The 16,364-nt window shown below is 69.9% G+C and carries 15 protein-coding genes; 14 read left to right on the forward strand and 1 reads right to left on the reverse strand.

Going from position 1 to position 16,364, the window contains the following annotated elements:
• The first annotated feature begins 60 nt into the window (after positions 1–60).
• From Q3W68_RS06365 to Q3W68_RS06410, 10 genes are all read left to right on the forward strand, one after another.
• Positions 61–501, forward strand: coding sequence for a hypothetical protein (locus Q3W68_RS06365; RefSeq protein WP_302904536.1), 441 nt, complete (start codon positions 61–63; stop codon positions 499–501).
• On the forward strand, positions 498–797 hold the full coding sequence (locus tag Q3W68_RS06370; RefSeq protein WP_302904537.1) for a hypothetical protein: 300 nt from the start codon (positions 498–500) through the stop codon (positions 795–797). The genes Q3W68_RS06365 and Q3W68_RS06370 overlap by 4 nt, the downstream gene beginning before the upstream one ends.
• A complete protein-coding gene (locus Q3W68_RS06375) occupies positions 794–1,141 on the forward strand; it encodes an RRQRL motif-containing zinc-binding protein (protein ID WP_302904539.1) in 348 nt (115 codons plus the stop codon). The genes Q3W68_RS06370 and Q3W68_RS06375 overlap by 4 nt, the downstream gene beginning before the upstream one ends.
• On the forward strand, positions 1,141–1,440 hold the full coding sequence (locus tag Q3W68_RS06380) for a hypothetical protein (protein WP_302904540.1): 300 nt from the start codon (positions 1,141–1,143) through the stop codon (positions 1,438–1,440). The genes Q3W68_RS06375 and Q3W68_RS06380 overlap by 1 nt, the downstream gene beginning before the upstream one ends.
• Positions 1,427–2,140, forward strand: coding sequence for a hypothetical protein (locus tag Q3W68_RS06385; RefSeq protein ID WP_302904541.1), 714 nt, complete (start codon positions 1,427–1,429; stop codon positions 2,138–2,140). The genes Q3W68_RS06380 and Q3W68_RS06385 overlap by 14 nt, the downstream gene beginning before the upstream one ends.
• Positions 2,137–2,406, forward strand: coding sequence for a hypothetical protein (locus Q3W68_RS06390; protein WP_302904542.1), 270 nt, complete (start codon positions 2,137–2,139; stop codon positions 2,404–2,406). The genes Q3W68_RS06385 and Q3W68_RS06390 overlap by 4 nt, the downstream gene beginning before the upstream one ends.
• The gene (locus Q3W68_RS06395) at positions 2,406–4,184 is read left to right on the forward strand and encodes a replication initiator (RefSeq protein WP_302904544.1); all 1,779 of its coding nucleotides are present in this window, start codon (positions 2,406–2,408) and stop codon (positions 4,182–4,184) included. Before Q3W68_RS06390 ends, Q3W68_RS06395 begins: the two co-directional genes overlap by 1 nt.
• Before the next feature lie 28 nt (positions 4,185–4,212).
• Positions 4,213–4,485 carry a helix-turn-helix domain-containing protein gene (locus Q3W68_RS06400; protein ID WP_052166223.1) on the forward strand — a complete coding sequence of 91 codons (273 nt, stop codon included), beginning with the start codon at positions 4,213–4,215 and terminating at the stop codon, positions 4,483–4,485.
• Entirely contained in the window at positions 4,485–5,756 is a 1,272-nt protein-coding gene (locus Q3W68_RS06405) for a tyrosine-type recombinase/integrase (protein ID WP_302904545.1), read from the forward strand. Before Q3W68_RS06400 ends, Q3W68_RS06405 begins: the two co-directional genes overlap by 1 nt.
• 333 nt (positions 5,757–6,089) lie before the next feature.
• Positions 6,090–6,896 (forward strand): HAD family phosphatase, encoded by an 807-nt coding sequence (locus Q3W68_RS06410; RefSeq protein ID WP_302904546.1) that lies wholly within the window; start codon positions 6,090–6,092, stop codon positions 6,894–6,896.
• A 15-nt stretch (positions 6,897–6,911) separates the two neighbouring features.
• On the opposite strand, the gene Q3W68_RS06415 is transcribed toward Q3W68_RS06410, so the two are convergent.
• On the reverse strand, positions 6,912–7,658 hold the full coding sequence (locus tag Q3W68_RS06415) for an oxidoreductase (RefSeq protein ID WP_302904547.1): 747 nt from the start codon (positions 7,656–7,658) through the stop codon (positions 6,912–6,914).
• 222 nt (positions 7,659–7,880) lie between these two features.
• Between Q3W68_RS06415 and acs the strand changes: the two genes are divergently transcribed.
• The 4 genes from acs (at position 7,881) to Q3W68_RS06435 (ending at position 16,269) form a co-directional block, all read left to right on the forward strand.
• Positions 7,881–9,869, forward strand: a complete 1,989-nt coding sequence (gene acs, locus Q3W68_RS06420) for an acetate--CoA ligase (RefSeq protein ID WP_302904548.1) — start codon at positions 7,881–7,883, stop codon at positions 9,867–9,869.
• A gap of 228 nt (positions 9,870–10,097) precedes the next feature.
• Entirely contained in the window at positions 10,098–12,881 is a 2,784-nt protein-coding gene (locus Q3W68_RS06425; RefSeq protein WP_302904550.1) for an immune inhibitor A domain-containing protein, read from the forward strand.
• Between the two features lie 356 nt (positions 12,882–13,237).
• On the forward strand, positions 13,238–15,694 hold the full coding sequence (locus Q3W68_RS06430) for an immune inhibitor A domain-containing protein (RefSeq protein WP_302904971.1): 2,457 nt from the start codon (positions 13,238–13,240) through the stop codon (positions 15,692–15,694).
• A 254-nt stretch (positions 15,695–15,948) separates the two neighbouring features.
• Positions 15,949–16,269 (forward strand): hypothetical protein, encoded by a 321-nt coding sequence (locus tag Q3W68_RS06435; RefSeq protein WP_302904551.1) that lies wholly within the window; start codon positions 15,949–15,951, stop codon positions 16,267–16,269.
• Positions 16,270–16,364 lie beyond the last annotated feature (95 nt).

Consider the following 16,364-nt stretch of genomic DNA (forward strand, 5'->3'; position numbering starts at 1 on the left):
CGTGGAAAGCAGTCCGGTTCCGCCGACCTCCACCAACAGCCCCGAAAGGACGTGGCTGCCATGAAGGCTACCCACAACCCCACCACCGCAGCATCGGTCACACCCGCTGACCTGCTGCGGATGGCTGCCCTCTACCTACGCCGGCACGGCTGGCACCAGGGCACCTACTACGCACCCACCACCGACACCCCGACCCCGCCGGCCTGCGCCGTCGGGGCCATCGGCATGGCCTGCGCCGGACACCCGGTCAAGCACTTCTCCGACCTGCGCACCGATGACCGGCCCACCTACCTCGACGCGATCGCGGCCCTGACCGACTACCTCGACCAGCACTACCCCATCCACCTCGTCGACGACGACGGCTACTGGCTCGATGAGCACACCTCCCCCTACTCCTGGAACGACGACCCGGCCTGCACCGCCGAGCACGTCATCGCCGCTCTCGAAGGCGCGGCAAAGGAATGGGACCGCCTCCACACCCAGGGAGGCCAGACGCGATGAACACCGTCAAGAAGCCCTTGACGCCGCATCTGCCCCGGCAGCGTCGCCGGGACGTCGTCGAGAACGACGCCTTCGCCGCCTTCGCCCGACGCATCATCCGCGCCCACGGCCGCCGCGTCGCTGACGGCGACGTCGAAGCCCTCCGCGACCTCGTCGCCCTCTCCGCCGACCTCGACCGCGCCATCACCGACGCCGTCGTCGGCCTGCGCCAGTTCGGCTACTCCTGGGCCGAGATCGGCCAGCGCCTCGGCATCTCCCGACAGGCCGCCCAGCAGCGCTGGGGAGACCGGCCATGACCACCTACACCTACGACCCGGCCAACCCCGCCGGCGAATTCCCCACCTACCCCTACCGGCTCGCCCCCGACGGCCTGGCCACCCGCCGACAGCTCCGCGCCGCCGGTCTCCGCCCTGGGGGACATGACGCGGTCGCGCAAATCCTCTGGCGTCGCGGTAAGCGCGTCGCCTACCTCTACCGCCTCGACCTCGCCGCGCCGAAGCGCGTTGCCACCCCCGCCCAGCGGGAGGCCATCGCCAAAGCCCTCAGGGCTCGGCGCACCTGCCGCGACTGCGGCCAGGTCAAGCCCTACTACATCCCCCGCCGCTACGGCTGCTGCCTCGACTGCCACGGAGGCCACTGATGACCACGACCGCCACCAATTTCGCCGCCCTGGAGCGGATGACCCCGGACGACGACTACGCCGTCACCGCTCTCGCCGGCTTCTTCGCCGGCCACGGCCCCCTGCGCTTCGAGCGGTTCCTGTCCGGCTACTACGCCGAAGCCATCCGCCTCATCCAGGAAGCCCACCTCACCGAATGCACCACCGGCCCCGGCGACCACTGCGCCACCTGCAACAGCATCCGCGTCGGCATGACCGGCCTGCTCGCCGAACAACGTGCCGTCACCTCCGGGGAGGTGACCACCGATGCCGAGCACTGACCGCACCACCGGCCCCCGTATCGAGGGCCTGGTCCTGGTGCTCATCCTCATCGCCGTCGCCGGATTCGCCGGCGCCGCCTCCTTCACCCACGTCAAAGACTGGACCCTCGCCAACAGCCCCACCGGCACCGGCGCGTGGTTCGGCTGGGCCAACGCCGTCATCAGCGAACTCGTCCCCATCGCCTGCCTGCTGACCATCCGCCGACGCCGCCGCACCGCCGCACCCATCGGCTACCCGCTGTTCCTACTTATCGCCGCCGCCAGCCTCTCCCTCGCCGCACAGTTGGCGGTCGCCAAACCCGGCATCTCCGGCTGGCTCCTGTCCGCCGTCCCCGCCCTGGCCTTCATGGCCCTGGTCAAACTCGTCCTCGCCCCGGCACCCACACCGAACCAACCCACCACTCCGGCGGCTGCTCCGGCCGAACCCATCCGGGTCCAGGTGGCCGAGCAGGTCACCACCGAACCGGTACCACCGGCCGCCATCACCCCGGCCGCCGAGCCGGAACCCGTCTCCGCACCGGCCGAGCCGGTCGACGTCCCTGCCCCTTCTCACCTGCTGCCGATGGCGCGTTTCGCAGCGGTGCAGCATGAACAGGCCACCGGCCAGCCCATCACCCCGGTCGAGCTGGCCGACCGCCTCGACGTCACCCCACCCGTCGCCGGGCAACTCCTGGCCGCCCTCGGTGGTGGTGCCCGATGAGCATCCACACCGTTGATGTCGTGCAGCTCCTGCACACCTGCCCGGCCGAGCCGGAGCCCCACCCCTACGACATCCGCCGGACCGTCATCGACGTCATCGACGGCGGACCCTGCCGTAACCCGGTCACCATCCGCTGCGGCGACATCGTCACGCAGATCGCGTGCCGTCGGCACGAGCCGGTCAAGCGCCAGTGCGGCGCCTGCCGGGTCATCGTCATCGAACGCACCATCACCAACCTGCACCCCACCGTTGGGGTGGCCGGTTGATGGCCTCGACGCTGGACCTCACCCCCCGCGCTTCGGCCCGGGGGGTGGGCTCGAACGCCGACACCATCGTCTACGACTACACGGCTGCCGGAGCCGCGTTCGAACGCGCCACCCGACCCGACTACTACGGCTGGCTCGAACACGTCCGCGCCGCCGCCGGCTGCACCCGCCCCATCCGCCTCGCCGGACAAATCCTCACCCTCGAACATTCCACCGGCCGGATCCTGGACACGCGGCACACCGACGCCATGCCCGACGCCGCGATCTACACCGCCTGCGGCAACCGACGCGCCACGGTCTGCCCCGCCTGCGCCCAGACCTACCAACGCGACGCCTTCCAACTCCTGCGCGCCGGCCTGGTCGGCGGCAAGGGCGTCCCGGAGTCGGTGGCGTCGCATCCGGCGGTGTTCGCCACCTTCACCGCGCCGTCGTTCGGCACCGTCCACGCCCGGAAGGTGAAGCGGCACACCTGCCGCAACCGACGCCGCTGCGACTGCCGCGCCGAACCCTGCCACGCCCGCCGCGACACCAGACTGTGCCCCCACGGCCGACCCGCCGTCTGCTGGGCCCGCCACGAAACCGGCGACACCACGCTCGGGCATCCGCTGTGCCTGGACTGCTACGACCACGACCACCAGGTCGTTTGGAACATCTTCTCCGGCGAACTCTGGCACCGCACCAAACAAGCCGCCGAACGATGGCTCGCGAAACTCGCCCAACGCCGCGGCGTCCCCCGCGTCGAGGTGGTCACCGCCTCCGGCAAAACGCGCAAGGTCGCCCCGGTACGGCTGTCGCCCGGGAAGGTCGCCGAGCTTCAAGCCCGGGGAGCGGTGCACTTCCACGCCATCGCCCGCCTCGACGGCGTCGACGCCACCGATCCCGACAACGTCGTGCCCCCGCCAGCCGGGTTCACCGTCGACGACCTCATCGACGCGCTCCGCCACGCCGCCCGGCAGATCGCCTTCCACACCCCGCCCCACCCCGACCGGCCCGACGGATGGCCCATCGCCTGGGGCGAGCAGGTCGACCTGGAACCGATCGCCACCGACGGCTCGGGGGAGGTCACCGATGGGATGGTCGCGGGCTACCTTGCCAAGTACGCCACCAAGAGCACCGAGGCCTCCGGGCATACCTCCACCCGCCTGACCGCCGACACGATCGGGGACTACGCCGACCCCGACGGCGACCACACCGCCCGCCTCATCGACGCCTGCTGGCGCATCGGCCGACCCACTAGCGCCCCGCTACCGCTGTCCCAGCGACCCCGCCAGCCCCGGCCACGGCCCGGCTTCGTCCACCGCTGGGAATGCCCCGACTGCGGCACCCACACCCGATACGCCGCCTGCCCCGTCTGCACCGCCGCGTGTCAAGCCGCCCTTGACACCGAACCGACGAAACCAGCGACGGCCAACCCTTATGCCCGGCTGCGCCGATGGGCGCACATGCTCGGCTACGGCGGCCACTTCCTCACCAAAGCCCGCCGCTACTCGGTGACCTTCCGGCTCCTACGCGACACCCGCATCGCCTACCGCCGTCACGAGCACCAGGACCACGAACACCCCGCCGCCAGCGGCCCACCCGTCGACCACGTCGACGAGGACACCACGCTCACCGTCGGCACCCTCACCTTCGCCGGAGTCGGCTGGCACACCTCGGGTGACGCACTGCTCGCCAACACCGCCGCTGCCCTCGCCCGCGAACGACGATCCACCGGCCGCGAAGAACTCGCCCACGAACTCGCCACTACCTCGGCCGGTATCGCGCCGGTCGCCGCTTGATCCCGACAGACCGAGGAGGTCACCCGTCATGAGCACCACCGCCCGCCCCAATCCGGTCGTCCGACTCGTCCCTCGTACCGGGACCGTCGTCGTCGAGCCGGTCACCTACACCGTCCGCGAGGTCGCCAAGCTCCTCGGCCTCTCGCTGGGCAGCACCTACGCCCTCGTCCGCGACGGCACCATCCCGGCGACCCGCCTCGGGGGTCGCTGGCTGATCCCGCGTGCCCGGTTCCACGCCTGGCTCGACGGCGTCACTGAGCAACCCGCCGCCACCGGCACCGAGCATGGCCGGAGGCGCTGATGGGCTTCGTCCGCAAGACTCCGGCCGGCACCTTCCGCGCCTGCTGGCGTGATCCTGCCGGTGGGCAGAAGTCCAAGAGCTTCCGCACGAAGCGGGAGGCCAATGCCTTCCTCGCCGAGATCGAGGGAAGCCTCAATCGGGGCACCTATGTGAACCCGCACGCCGGTCGTACCCGTTTCGGTGACTTCGCTTCGCAGTGGCTCGCCACCCGGGCAGTCGAGGCGCGTACGACTGAGCGGACCGTCTCCATGCTCCGCACGCACGTCCTGCCGAAGTGGGGTGACTGGCCGCTCGGAAAGGTTGACTTCATGTCGGTGCAGGAGTGGGTGACCGGTCTCGGTCGGGATCTCGCGCCCGCCACCGTGGCCAAGTGCTACCAACTGCTGTCGATGGTCCTCAAGACGGCGGTACAGGCACGGCTGATCGCCACCAACCCCGCCGAGGGGGTGAAGCTGCCGCGTGATCGGTCCCGCGACGTCAGACCGGTGACGATCAGTCGGGAGGACTTCTTTGGTCGGCTGCTTCCGGCGGTCCCGCCTCGGCATCGGGGGATCGTCTCCGCTGCCGCTGGGGCCGGTCTTCGCTGGGGTGAGTGCGCCGGGCTGACGTGGTCGTCGGTGGACCTCGACCGGGCATCGCTGCGCGTCGTCCAGGTGGCCGAGGAGACGCACGGCGGGATCGTGCTGCGCCCGTACCCGAAGAGTCGCGCCGGGGTCCGGACCGTGCCGCTACCGTCCTTCCTCCTGGCCGCGCTCCGCGAGCTGCACGCCGCCGCCGACGATCCGGACCCGCGAGCCCTGGTCTTCCGCGACCGGGTCGGCCGGCCACTCCGACGCTCGAACTTCCGGCGCCGGGTGTGGCTGCCGTCGCTGGTCCGCGCCGGACTGCTCGGCCAGGTCGTCAACACCGGCCCGCACCGGTACCGCGCGACCTGGCCGGACCGGGAGGGCATCGACTGGTCGGCCGAGTTCACCACCGAGCGGGAGGCCGTCGCCTGCGTGGCGGCCAAGGCTTCCGGCGGGATGCGCTTCCACGATCTGCGGCACGCCTACGCCACCTGGCTGGTCACCGACGGCGTTCCGATCAATCTGGTGCAGCGGGTCATGGGCCACGAACAGGCGTCGACGACGCTCAACCGCTACACCCACACCCCGGACGACTACGCCGCCCGCGTCCTGGAGGCGTTCAACGGCTCTGCTGCCTCTCTGCTGCCTCCGACCGGAGAAACGCCCTCGGGGAGCCTGCTCGACGGCGACGGAGATGACCTGTGATCTGCGGCGGAGTGCTCACGGCGCAAAGGGACGACCCCCGTCGGGGGGAGACGGGGGTCGTCTTGTGGTTCGGCTCCGGGGGGGTCGAGCCGAACCGACTCAGCGGTTACGGGGGGTGCAACCGCCGAGGCCCATCGACGCCGGGTATGCGAACTCCCGTCGCGAGGACAAGCATGCCGCAGTCGACCCTTATACGTCGAGTGTTGTTCACTCCACGCAAAGCTAAATTCGTCGATAGATACCTGTGACCGACGTCACTCCACCGGGTGCTCATCGGCTTTCGCGACCCGGGCGGACGCCTCCGCGCCTCCCGTCGGGCTAGACTTTCGCGCCGTGGGCCGCAGCGCCGCTTTCTTCGATCTCGACAAGACCGTCATCGCCAAGTCGAGCGCCCTGGCGTTCGGTCGGCCGTTCTACCGGGACGGGCTGATCACCCGGCGTGACGTGGTCAAGTCGGCGTACGCGCAGTTGATGTTCCGGCTGGGCGGCACCGACGAGCAGACCATGGCCCGCACCCGGGACTACCTGGCCACACTCTGCAAGGGCTGGCCGGTGGAACAGGTCCGCCAGATCGTCGCGGAGACGCTGCACGAGCTGATCAACCCCTATGTGTACGCCGAGGCGGCCGCTCTGATCGAGGAGCACCAGGCCGCCGGCCGGGACGTCGTACTGGTCTCCGCATCCGGCGACGAGATGGTCCGGCCGATCGGTGAGCTGCTCGGGATCACCGACGTGATCGCCACCCGGATGGGCGTGGTCGACGGCCGCTACAGCGGCGAGGTCGAGTTCTACGCGGCCGGTCCGAGCAAGGTCGAGGCGGTCAGCGAACTGGCTCTCGAGCGGGACTACGACCTGGCCGACTCGTACGCGTACTCCGACTCGTACTCCGATCGGCCGCTGCTGGAGTGCGTGGGGCATCCGACGGTGGTCAACCCGGACCGGGCGCTGCGCAAGCTGGCGGTGGAGAACGCGTGGCCGGTGCTGGAGTTCCGGCACCCGATTCCGCTGGGCCGCCGGCTGCGCGAGCGGCCCGCGGTGCCGGTCGCGGCGGCGGCGCTCAGTGTGGGCGTCGGCGTGGCCATCGGCATCGCCTGGTACGGCCGGCACCGGCGCACCCGCACCGCCGCACCCACCGCCTGACGGGACCCACGCCCGTCAGGACGCAGCGAGGATCTCGTCGCCGATCAGCGTGATCTGGTCGGCGCCGACCTCCACCGCGCTCATGTAGTGCCGCAGCCAGGAGCGCAGGCCGTCAGGCGTGCCGGTGGCGAACGCGCCGGCCGCGCCCACGTACTCCGGTTCGCGCTCGCGGTGACCGACGTCCACCGCGACCAGCCCGCGGGGGTCGAACCCGGTGGAGATCAGGACCAGCCGGGCGGCGGCCCGGGCCACCACCCCCGAAGGGCCCGGGAACGGGCGCAGGTTCAGCAGCTCGCCGTGTACGACGGCGGCCAGCACCAGCGGTGGCACCTTGGTGCCGCCGGCGACCAGGGCGGCCAGACCGTCGAGGCGGGCCGCGACGACCGGGTCGGCGACCGGCCGACCCAGTTCCTCCTCGGTCACCACGTCGCGGGCGGCGAGCACGTGCAGCCGGGCCATCACCTGCCGGGGGGCCTTGGGCCAGAGGTCACTCAGTCCGGGCAGCGCCCCGGCGACCCGCAGCGCGCCCTGGAGCACCGGGTCGGTGACGGTGCCGGCGCGTACCTCCTCGCGGTCGTGGACGCGGCCTTCCAGCGCGGCACTGGCGACTGCCGAGCGGAGGCTGACCTCGGCGGCGAGCTGGCCGCCCTGGCGGCGCAGCGCCCGGTGCCGGTGTGCCTGGTCGACCCGCTCGCGGGCCTGCTCGACGGCGGGGGCGACGTCGGCGAGCGCGAGCAGCGGGGCGAGCGGATCGGTGGTCACCCCGTCACGCTAGCGACCGCCGGGCTCCTCCCAAGCCCGGGGTTGTTAATAAGGGGCCCTTCCTCTACCGGAGGCGTTAACAGGGGGCCCTTCCTTACACCTCGGCGCGGGGACGGGGCCGCTCGGCGCGCGATGAGGGGCCGGGCGGTCGCGACCGGGGTACGGCGGGACTAACCTTCCCCGGAGTAGGAGACGCAGGTCACGCGACGAAGGAGTCACCGCATGAGCGAGGCATTGGCCAACTTGCTGAACGAGACGCGCCAGTTCCCGCCGCCGGCTGAACTCGCCGCGAACGCAAACGTGACCGCCGAGGCGTACGAGGAGGCGGCCGGTGACCGGCTGGCCTTCTGGGAGCGCCAGGCCGGCCGGCTGGCCTGGGCCCAGCCGTGGGAGCAGGTGCTCGACTGGTCGAACGCCCCGTTCGCGAAGTGGTTCACCGGTGGCAAGCTCAACGTGGCGTACAACTGCCTGGACCGCCACGTCGAGGCGGGTCACGGCGACAAGGTGGCGATCCACTGGGAGGGCGAGCCGGGCGACACCCGTACCGTCACCTACGCCGACCTGCACAAGCTCACCTGCCAGGCGGCGAACGCGCTGACCGACCTGGGCGTGACCGCCGGTGACCGGGTGGCGATCTACCTGCCGATGATCCCGGAGGCGGCGGTGGCGATGCTCGCCTGCGCCCGCATCGGCGCCACGCACAGCGTGGTGTTCGGCGGCTTCTCCGCCGACGCGCTGACCAACCGGATCCAGGACGCCAGCGCCAAGGTGGTGATCACCGCGGACGGTGGCTTCCGCCGGGGCAAGCCGTCGGCGCTCAAGCCGACTGTGGACGAGGCGGTGGCGAAGTGCCCGTCGGTGGAGCACGTGCTGGTGGTCCGGCGTACCGGTGAGGAGGTCGCCTGGTCGGGCAAGGACCACTGGTGGCACGAGAAGGTGGAGACGGCGTCGCCGGAGCACGAGGCGCAGCCGTTCGACGCCGAGCACCCGCTGTTCATCCTCTACACCAGCGGCACGACCGCCCGGCCGAAGGGCATCCTGCACACCACCGGCGGCTACCTGACCCAGACGTCGTACACCACGCACGCGGTGTTCGACCTGAAGCCGGAGACGGACGTCTACTGGTGCACCGCCGACATCGGCTGGGTGACCGGGCACTCCTACATCGTGTACGGCCCGCTCTCCAACGGCGCCACCCAGGTCATGTACGAGGGCACGCCGGACACCCCGCACAAGGGCCGGTTCTGGGAGGTCGTCGACAAGTACAAGGTGACCATCCTGTACACCGCGCCGACGCTGATCCGCACCATGATGAAGTGGGGCGAGGACATCCCGGCCGGGTACGACCTGTCGTCGCTGCGCCTGCTCGGCAGCGTCGGTGAGCCGATCAACCCGGAGGCGTGGATCTGGTACCGGCAGCACGTCGGCCGCGGCGAGCTGCCGGTGGTGGACACCTGGTGGCAGACCGAGACCGGCGCCATCATGATCTCGCCGCTGCCCGGCGTGACCGAGGCGAAGCCCGGCTCGGCCATGAGCCCGCTGCCCGGCATCGTCGCCGACGTGGTCGACGACCAGGGTCAGTCGGTGCCCAACGGGGGCGGCGGGTACCTGGTGCTGAAGGAGCCGTGGCCGTCGATGCTGCGGACCATCTGGGGCGACGACAACCGGTTCCTGGAGACGTACTGGTCCCGGTTCGGCGCGGGTGCGAACACCGGCGACGAGTGGGTCTACTTCGCCGGTGACGGCGCGAAGAAGGACGACGACGGGCACATCTGGCTGCTCGGCCGGGTGGACGACGTGATGCTGGTGTCCGGCCACAACATCTCCACCACCGAGGTGGAGTCGGCGCTGGTGAGCCACCCGTCGGTGGCGGAGGCGGCTGTGGTCGGCGCGACCGACCCGACCACCGGCCAGGCGATCGTCGCGTTCGCCATCCCACGCGGCAGCGCGGAGATCTCCGGCGACGCGGGCGAGCAGCTCATCGCCGAGCTGCGCAACCACGTGGCGAAGACGCTCGGCCCGATCGCCAAGCCGCGGCAGATCATGCTGGTGCCGGAGCTGCCGAAGACCCGCTCCGGGAAGATCATGCGCCGGCTGCTGCGGGACGTGGCGGAGAACCGGTCGCTCGGTGACGTGACCACGCTCCAGGACTCCTCGGTGATGGAGTTGATCTCGTCGGGGATGGGCGGCGGCAAGTCCGACGAGGACTGACGACAGCCGACCAGGGGCGGGCCGCGCGGCGGTCCGCCCCTTCGTCGCATCCGGGGTCCATGCCGGTCGATCGGTGGACCCGGTCTGACCTGATCGGCCAGAGGGCCTTTCCACCACTGTCGATGTCGCTGCTTGTCGGTTACGTTCAGCCGCACCGGCGAATTTCGACGAGTGTCAGTCTCACGGCCGGTCCCCACCATTCCCTACGAACGGAGTGGCATGCTCCCCATGTCGCAGCACAGGGCACGGCGACGCTTACTCGTCGCGCTGCCCGCCATCGCGCTCGCGGCCACGTCGCTGACCGTGACGGGCAGCGCGGCGGCCCAGCCGTCCCGGTCCGCACCGGTCACGATCGGGGCGGACGAGCACTACATCAACTACGCCGAGCCCGAGGTGCAGCCGGACACCGGCGGCAAGGAGGTCAAGGGCCGGGACGGAATCCTGTCCTCGCCCGCGGACGAGGCCCGCGCCTACGACCGCAAGTACGCCGGGGGCAACCCGATCGCGGCTCGCGAGCTGGCCAAGCTGGAGGCCAAGTCGATCCGGACCGGCCACAGCCCTCGGAAGATCAAGAAGGCCAAGAGCACGCAGACCGCCAAGCTGCTGACGCTGCTCGTCGAGTTCAACGACAAGGCCAACGACGACTTCACGAACGTGATGGTCCCGAAGACGGTGTTCGAGGACCGCACCTGCGTTCCCGGCACCGTGCAGAACGGGCCGCGGCACAACACGATCCCGAACCCGGCCACGCTGCCGCACAAGGACAACAACTCGATGTGGGTGCCGGACTTCTCGCCGGCCCACTACGACAAGATGCTGTACAGCAAGAAGGGCATCACCGAGCGGGTCCGCAAGGACCTCAAGGGGCCGGACGGCAAGCCGGGCATCAGCCTCGCCGGGCGGACCATGCACAACATGTACCTGGAGATGTCCAAGGGCGCGTACACCGTGGACGGGCAGGCCAGCCCGTGGATCACGGTGCCGCACTCGGAGGGCTGGTACGCCGCCTCGCGCTGCTTCCAGGACGAGAACGGCAACTGGGTCGCCGGGCGTGAGCAGTCGATGAACGGCCACCCGGACAACCCGCAGGGCGCGGGCCGGCTCGCCACCGACGCGATCGACGCGCTGGCCGCGACCGACCCGGACTTCCCGTGGGCCGACTACGACATCGAGGACCAGAGCGACCGCGACGGCGACGGCAACTACCACGAGCCGGACGGCGTGATCGACCACCTGGTGCTGGTGCACGCCAACCAGGGCAAGTCCCGCGGCGGCGGCGACGTCGGCATCTACTCGGTCTGGGCGCACTCCTCGACGGTGGCCGGTGGCTACACGATCCCGGGCACCAACCTGAAGGTGTCGAACTACATCGTGCAGCCGGAGGACGCCGGCGTCGGCGTCTTCGCCCACGAGTTCGGGCACGACCTGGGCCTGCCGGACCTCTACGACACCTCCGGCAACGCCGACTCGGACGTGGACTTCTGGGACCTGATGGCGTCCGGCTCGCACTCCGGCGAGATCTTCCAGGCGCTGCCCACCCACATGGGCCTCTGGGACAAGTGGGTGCTGGGCTGGGCCGAGCCGAAGACGTTCGGGCCGGGTGACCGGGCCAAGCTGGTCAAGCTCGGGCAGACCTCGCGTACGCCGGTCGGCACCGAGGACGGCATCAAGATCGACCTGCCGGACAAGGTGATCTCGCTGGCCACGCCGCACAGCGGCTCGAACATGTGGTACTCCGGCGCCGACCAGAACTGGGCCGACGTCAAGCTCAGCCGCACCGTGACCGTCCCGAACGCCGCGGACGCGAAGTTCTGGATGTGGAACAACTACGTCATCGAGGCGGACTGGGACTACGGCTTCGTCGAGGTCTCCACCGACGGTGGCGCCACCTGGAGCGAGCAGAAGGTGTACGCCGAGGGCGGCGCGCTGGTCTCCACGAACGACGGCTACGCCGACCCGAACGGCCGCATGGTCGACTTCGGCAACAAGAAGTACGGCCTGACCGGCAGCACGAACGGCTGGCGCCACGACTACGTCGACCTGTCGTCGTACGCCGGGCAGACCGTGCAGGTGCGGCTGCGTTACGCCACCGACGAGGCGTTCGTGGAGCGGGGCTGGTTCGCCGACGACTTCTCGGTGACCGGCGGCGGCGCCACCACGTGGAGCGACGACGTGGAGAGCGGCGCGGCGGGCTGGACCCAGACCGGTGGCACCTTCACCGACACCAGCGGCGCGGGTTGGTACATCGACTCGGGCACCCAAGTGAAGTCGCACTACTACCTGGCCGAGTGGCGTAACTTCGACGGCTTCGACAAGGGCCTGAAGTACACCTACGACACCGTCTACTCGCACGAGGCGTGGAAGGTCGACCGGATCGCGTACAACGCGCCGGGCATGCTGGTCTGGTACCGGGACACCCAGCTCGGCGACGTCAACCACGTCACCGCGCAGATGACCGCGCTGCCCAGCTACGGCGCCAAGGGCGGTCTGCTGATCGTCGACTCGCACAACGACCCGCTGCGTCGCAAGGGCGTCGCGGCCGAGAAGGACCCGTCGGTGCTGAAGAACCTGCCCAGCCGGCCGCAGTCCTCCAACGCCGCGTTCGGCCTGAAGCCGACGTACCCGTTCAAGGAGTGCCTGGAGGCTCCGGACGAGCCGTACAGCGAGTACTGCACGAAGTTCGGCCCGCAGGCTCCGGTGCGCGGCTTCACCGACGCCAAGGGCTGGTACCCGGGCATCGAGATCCGCGACGGCGCCGCGTACGCGCGGGACAACGACGCCTCGGTGGTCATCCCGTCCCGGGGGAACCAGCAGTACACGACCCGTGTGGTGAACCCGGACGGTACCCCGGCGACGGAGTACTACGGTTCGACGCTGGGTGGCGGGGCGATCGTGCTCGGCACCGGCAACCCGGGTGACGCGGGTGTCCAGTACGGCGTCTCGATCATCATCAAGCGCGCCGCCAAGGACAACTCGTACGCCCAGGTGTACGTGGTCCCGCCGCGGAGCTGAACCGTACGTTCAAACCGGAACCGGAATGACCGGAAAATGAGCTGAACGGGCTCGATGAGGGAAGGGCCGGGAGCGCGAGCGCTCCCGGCCCTTCTGCGTGGGCGATCGATCCATGCCTGTCACTGCACTTCATGATCCAGGCATCGCTGCTGGTCAACGACTCCGTGGTGGGCCGACGTGTGACGGCGAAAAGCATCCCCAACAAAAAGTTGCTACAAATCGACGCACACATCTTCCCACCAGTCGCAGCAGTGTCTATGTTCACCCTTGGTCCCACTAGTGGGACGATCCACCGGCCCGTACCCCCAGTTGGGCCGGTTCCCTCACACCGGAGGTACCACGTGCGCAAAGTCGCAGTGGGTCTGCTCGGGCTTTCGCTGACCGCGACGGGGCTGGTGGCAGGCACGTCCGCCAGCGCCGCGCCGACGCCGAAGTTGCCGGCCGCCGCCCCGTCGGTGGCCGAGCCTGCGCAGGCTGAGCACGACCTGCCCAACCCGCTCGAGGAGAAGCGGCGCGCGCTGCGCCAGGAGGGCCTCAGCGAGGTCCTGTCCGGCAGGGCGAAGGCCCAGAAGATCAACGGCAGCAAGGTCGTCAAGGTCGGCGAGCAGGCTGTCGCCGGTCCCGCGGCGGGCAAGGCAGCCAAGAGCACCAAGGCCGGCAAGGGCCCGACCAAGGACCAGTACGTCGAACTCTCCCGCGAACGGACCGACAAGATCTTCGTCATCCTCGCGGAGTTCGGCGACGAGCGGCACCCGAACTACCCGGACCAGGACACCGACCCGGACACCCCGGGCCCGGCCCGGTTCGACGGTCCGCTCCGCAACCAGATCCCCCAGCCCAACCGGGCGGTGGACAACTCCACGGTGTGGCAGGCGGACTACAGCGCCGACCACTACCGGAAGCTGTACTTCGGCACCGCTCCCGGTGACGAGTCGCTGAAGCAGTACTACGAGGCCCAGTCCTCGGGTCGGTACAGCGTCGACGGCGAGGTCACCAACTGGGTGAAGGTGCGGTACAACGAGGCTCGCTACGGCCGTTCCGGCGACGATCCCAACGACGCCAACGGCGACGACCCGGCGGTCTGCAACAGCAACGTCTGCAACAACACCTGGGCGCTGGTTCGCGACGCCGCCAACCAGTGGGTTGCCGACCAGAAGGCACAGGGCCGCTCCGACGCGGAGATCGCCGCGGACGTCAAGGCGATGGACGAGTGGGACCGGTACGACTTCGACGGCGACGGCGACTTCAACGAGCCGGACGGCTACATCGACCACTTCCAGATCGTCCACGCCGGCGGCGACGAGGCCGACGGTGACCCGTACCAGGGTGAGGACGCCATCTGGAGCCACCGGTGGTACGCCTTCGCCAGCGACCAGGGCAACACCGGCCCGGAGAACTTCCCGGCCGGCGGCACCCAGATCGGCAACACCGGCGTCTGGATCGGTGACTACACCATCCAGCCGGAGAACGGTGGCCGCAGCGTCTTCTACCACGAGTACGGCCACGACCTCGGTCTGCCGGACGACTACAACACCGGCGCCAGCGTCGACAACAACAACGAGCACTGGACCCTGATGGCCCAGAGCCGGCTCGGCGCGAAGAACGACGGTGGCATCGGTGAGCGCGGTGGCGACCTGGGCGCGTGGAACAAGCTCCAGCTCGGCTGGCTCGACTACGAGGTGGTCGTCGCCGGCCAGAAGCGCACCATGGAGATCGGCCCGCAGGAGTACAACTCCAAGAAGCCCCAGGGCGTCGTGGTCGTGCTGCCGCAGCGGGAGTACACGTTCCAGAACGGCAAGCCGTTCGAGGGCACGAAGCAGTTCTTCTCGGGCAACGCGGACGACCTGAACAACACGATGACGCGCACCGTCGACCTCACCGGGAAGACCAGCGCCGCGCTGTCGATGAAGGGTCGTTACAACATCGAGGCGGACTACGACTACCTGTTCTTCGAGGCGTCCACCGACGGCGGCCAGACCTGGGTCTCGCTTCCCGGTACGGCCAACGGTGACCCGCTGAAGGAGATCTCCCCCGGGCGCTACGCACTGGACGGCTCCAGCAACGACCAGTGGGTCGACGTCAACATCCCGATGGACGCGGTCGCCGGCCAGGTCGTGCAGTTCCGGCTCCGCTACCAGACGGACGGCGGTGTCTCCGACGGCGGCTTCTACGGTGACGCGATCACCGTGACCGCCGACGGCCAGACGGTGCTCACCGACGGTGCCGAGGCCGGCGCCAGCGGCTGGGCTCTCAACGGCTGGACCATCGCCGAGGAGACCTACACCCGCAAGTTCGACAACTACTACATCGCTGGCAACCGGTCGTACGTCTCGTACGACAAGTACCTCAAGACCGGCCCGTACTTCTTCGGCTACGCGAACACCCGCCCGGACTGGGTGGACCACTACGCGTACCAGGAGGGTCTGCTGATCTCGTACTGGAACCTGCGCTGGGCGGACAACAACACCGCTCCGGCCTCCGAGGCCAACCCGGGTGGTCACCCGGGTGAGGGCCGGAACCTGTACATCGACGCGCACCCGCGGCCGATCTACAACCTGACCGGCCAGCCCTGGCGGGCCCGCGTCCAGGTCTACGACGCGCCGTTCAGCCTGAAGAAGGCGGACTCGTTCACCCTGCACATCAACAGCCAGCCGCAGTACATCCGCGGTCAGGCCGCCGCTCCGGTGTTCGACGACAGCAAGCAGTACTGGTTCCCGGAGCTGCCGAACCACGGCGTCAAGGTCCCGAACAACGGGGTGAAGATCCGCGTGGTGGAGCAGAACGGCACCTCGATGAAGATCCGCATCTCCTGATCCACGGATCGTCGCACCACAGCGATGCCCGGGCGGTCGAACCGCCCGGGCATCGCCCTATCCGGGAACCTGTGGGCTCGCGCCCGCGTCCCATCCGAGTGAGACCCCGTACCGCACTGCCGGCTGCGCTCGCCATGGCGCTGCTCGCCGCCGCGGGCTGCGCCGGAGACGGAGGATCCGTGCCCGACGACCGCCATCCGCCCATCCCGCCTGTCCCAACCGGTCCCACCACACCACCGGCGCCGGGAGCCGACGTGCCGGCCGCGAGCGGCGCGGGCACGCCGGCCGACCGTCCCACGCCGCTGTCCGCCACCGAACTGCCGACGCTGCGGCGTCCCGTCGGTCCGCCCAAGAAGCCGACCGACAATCGACCCAACGGCGTCGTCGGCGGGTGGATCACCCGTGGTGGGCCCGGGCCGTGCTACGGGTTGATGGACGAGAACGGCACGGAGTACGCCGTGTACGGCCCCGGTGCCGGTGAGCTGCGCAAGGGCGAGTTCGTCACGCTGCGGCTCACCTCGCGGGACCGCTCCGTCGACTGCGGACCCGGCGTGCCGATGCGGATCACCGACTGAGCGTCACCTGAGGTAGCGGCACGCGTACCAAGAGCACACGCGCAGCCGGGCGGCAAGGGCGGAACGGCTGATTGACCACCTCTGGCCAGACAACC

The sequence above is a fragment of the Micromonospora sp. C28ISP2-4 genome, from assembly GCF_030519385.1.
Lineage (GTDB): Bacteria > Actinomycetota > Actinomycetes > Mycobacteriales > Micromonosporaceae > Micromonospora > Micromonospora tulbaghiae.

Coding starts and splice junctions, on each gene's coding strand:
- Q3W68_RS06365 (WP_302904536.1), top strand. CDS start 61: ATGAAGGCTACCCACAACCCCACCACCGCAGCATCGGTCACACCCGCT.
- Q3W68_RS06370 (WP_302904537.1), top strand. CDS start 498: ATGAACACCGTCAAGAAGCCCTTGACGCCGCATCTGCCCCGGCAGCGT.
- Q3W68_RS06375 (WP_302904539.1), top strand. CDS start 794: ATGACCACCTACACCTACGACCCGGCCAACCCCGCCGGCGAATTCCCC.
- Q3W68_RS06380 (WP_302904540.1), top strand. CDS start 1,141: ATGACCACGACCGCCACCAATTTCGCCGCCCTGGAGCGGATGACCCCG.
- Q3W68_RS06385 (WP_302904541.1), top strand. CDS start 1,427: ATGCCGAGCACTGACCGCACCACCGGCCCCCGTATCGAGGGCCTGGTC.
- Q3W68_RS06390 (WP_302904542.1), top strand. CDS start 2,137: ATGAGCATCCACACCGTTGATGTCGTGCAGCTCCTGCACACCTGCCCG.
- Q3W68_RS06395 (WP_302904544.1), top strand. CDS start 2,406: ATGGCCTCGACGCTGGACCTCACCCCCCGCGCTTCGGCCCGGGGGGTG.
- Q3W68_RS06400 (WP_052166223.1), top strand. CDS start 4,213: ATGAGCACCACCGCCCGCCCCAATCCGGTCGTCCGACTCGTCCCTCGT.
- Q3W68_RS06405 (WP_302904545.1), top strand. CDS start 4,485: ATGGGCTTCGTCCGCAAGACTCCGGCCGGCACCTTCCGCGCCTGCTGG.
- acs (WP_302904548.1), top strand. CDS start 7,881: ATGAGCGAGGCATTGGCCAACTTGCTGAACGAGACGCGCCAGTTCCCG.
- Q3W68_RS06425 (WP_302904550.1), top strand. CDS start 10,098: ATGTCGCAGCACAGGGCACGGCGACGCTTACTCGTCGCGCTGCCCGCC.